Here is a 1,793-nt window from a genome sequence, read left to right as displayed (position 1 = left end):
TGCCTTACAAGCAGGGGGTCACAGGTTCGAGCCCTGTCGCGCCCACCATAATGAAATATAAAAAATATATGGCCTGGTAGTTCAGTTGGTTAGAATGCCAGCCTGTCACGCTGGAGGTCGAGGGTTCGAGTCCCTTCCAGGTCGCCATATATGCTGGTGTGGCTCAATTGGTAGAGCAACTGACTTGTAATCAGTAGGTTGGGGGTTCGAGTCCTCTCACCAGCTCCATAAAATATATTAAGGAGGAGTTCCCGAGTTGGCCAAAGGGGACGGACTGTAAATCCGTTAGCTTTGCTTTCACTGGTTCGAATCCAGTCTCCTCCACCAAAATAATCATGCGGAAGTGGCTCAGTGGTAGAGCATCGCCTTGCCAAGGCGAGGGTCGCGAGTTCGAATCTCGTCTTCCGCTCCAATTATGCGGGTGTAGCTCAGTGGTAGAGCCCTGGCCTTCCAAGCCAGTTGCGAGGGTTCGATTCCCTTCACCCGCTCCAGTAAATGAATATGCGCCTGTAGCTCAGTAGGATAGAGCAACGGACTTCTAATCCGTGTGCCGGGGGTTCGAATCCTCCCAGGCGCGCCAAACGATGGGGTATCGCCAAGTCGGTAAGGCACCAGACTTTGACTCTGGCATTCGTAGGTTCGAGTCCTGCCGCCCCAGCCAATAATAAAATATATAGATAAAAATATGGCGGCATAGCCAAGCGGTAAGGCAGAGGTCTGCAAAACCTTTATTCCCCAGTTCAAATCTGGGTGCCGCCTCCATATTTTGCACCTATAGCTCAATTGGATAGAGTGTCTGACTACGAATCAGAAGGTTCGGGGTTCGAGCCCCTGTGGGTGCGCCAAATAAATCGTTAGAGTTTGGAAGATTGATAAAGATCAGTCTTCCATTTTTATTGCATAGAAAAAAGTTACTTGATAATAAATAAAGTTTAATTCATCGACGGATAGTCATGACTTAGAAAATAATAAAAAAAGTTAATTTTAATCGGGGTCTATATTAGATCCCTAATTTTATGTTTTATATAAAAGCAAACTATCAATGTAAGTGATGGGGATTTATTCTTATGAATAGATAAATTTAGAAGAATAGAAAGTTAACTTAATATATTCGTTTATAAACTAAGTAACTATATAATTTATTGAATAAGCTAGTTCATTGATTATAACTATAAATTAATTACTTTAGATAAGTTAGAAGCTTATAGATACAATAAACTAATTTATTTTGTTATAGAACTTTCAGTATATTATATATAGAAGATAAGTATATAGAATAAATTATTTTAATTTATAAAGAAAAAATGAATAATTAAAAAAAACATGGTAACAATAACTTTCGTATCAGACTCAAAAATAACTTTATTAATCTAAAAGAGAATTACGCATAAAAAATGGATGATTTAGTAGCATGAATTGTATGAAAGAATATGAGTCAAGCATACAAATAAATAAAAAATTTAAAATATAAAAAAAGTATTGCAAATGAAAAATATATGTGATATATTATAAAAGTCGCTGTCGGAAGCCCCTTGAAACAAAGGAAAGAGGCTAATTCATAGATGATGAAAAGAAAATAAAAAAACATATAAAAAACAGTTGACAAGAGTATTTAGATGTGATATAGTAAATAAGTCGTCACAATACGACAGAGAAAAATGAAAAATAAAAAAGTTCTTGACAAAGAACGACAAAAATGATAAACTTATTAAGCGAGTTTGAACTTTGAAAATTGAACAGTGAAAAGCCAGTTAATTCCTAGAATAACTGAAATAAATAAAACTCAACTTTAG

9 tRNA genes are annotated in these 1,793 nt (G+C 36.5%); all 9 read left to right on the top strand.

Going from position 1 to position 1,793, the window contains the following annotated elements:
* Positions 1-70: 70 nt before the first annotated feature.
* Positions 71-147, top strand: a tRNA-Asp gene (locus CLPU_RS16200).
* 5 nt (positions 148-152) lie between these two features.
* Positions 153-228 (top strand) — tRNA-Thr (locus CLPU_RS16195).
* 13 nt (positions 229-241) lie between these two features.
* Positions 242-327 (top strand) — tRNA-Tyr (locus tag CLPU_RS16190).
* A gap of 10 nt (positions 328-337) precedes the next feature.
* Positions 338-412: transfer RNA gene (locus CLPU_RS16185), tRNA-Gly, on the top strand.
* Positions 413-417: 5 nt separating this feature from the next.
* A tRNA-Gly gene (locus CLPU_RS16180) sits at positions 418-491 on the top strand.
* 12 nt (positions 492-503) lie between these two features.
* A tRNA-Arg gene (locus CLPU_RS16175) sits at positions 504-580 on the top strand.
* Positions 581-585: 5 nt separating this feature from the next.
* A tRNA-Gln gene (locus CLPU_RS16170) sits at positions 586-661 on the top strand.
* A 26-nt stretch (positions 662-687) separates the two neighbouring features.
* Positions 688-762: transfer RNA gene (locus CLPU_RS16165), tRNA-Cys, on the top strand.
* A gap of 6 nt (positions 763-768) precedes the next feature.
* A tRNA-Arg gene (locus CLPU_RS16160) sits at positions 769-845 on the top strand.
* The last annotated feature ends 948 nt before the right edge of the window (positions 846-1,793 follow it).

It is taken from the genome of Gottschalkia purinilytica (assembly GCF_001190785.1).
In the GTDB taxonomy this organism is placed as follows: Bacteria; Bacillota; Clostridia; order Tissierellales; family Gottschalkiaceae; genus Gottschalkia_A; species Gottschalkia_A purinilytica.
The sequence above is the reverse complement of the archived record's forward strand: the minus strand, read 5'-3'. Positions and strand labels throughout refer to the sequence as shown.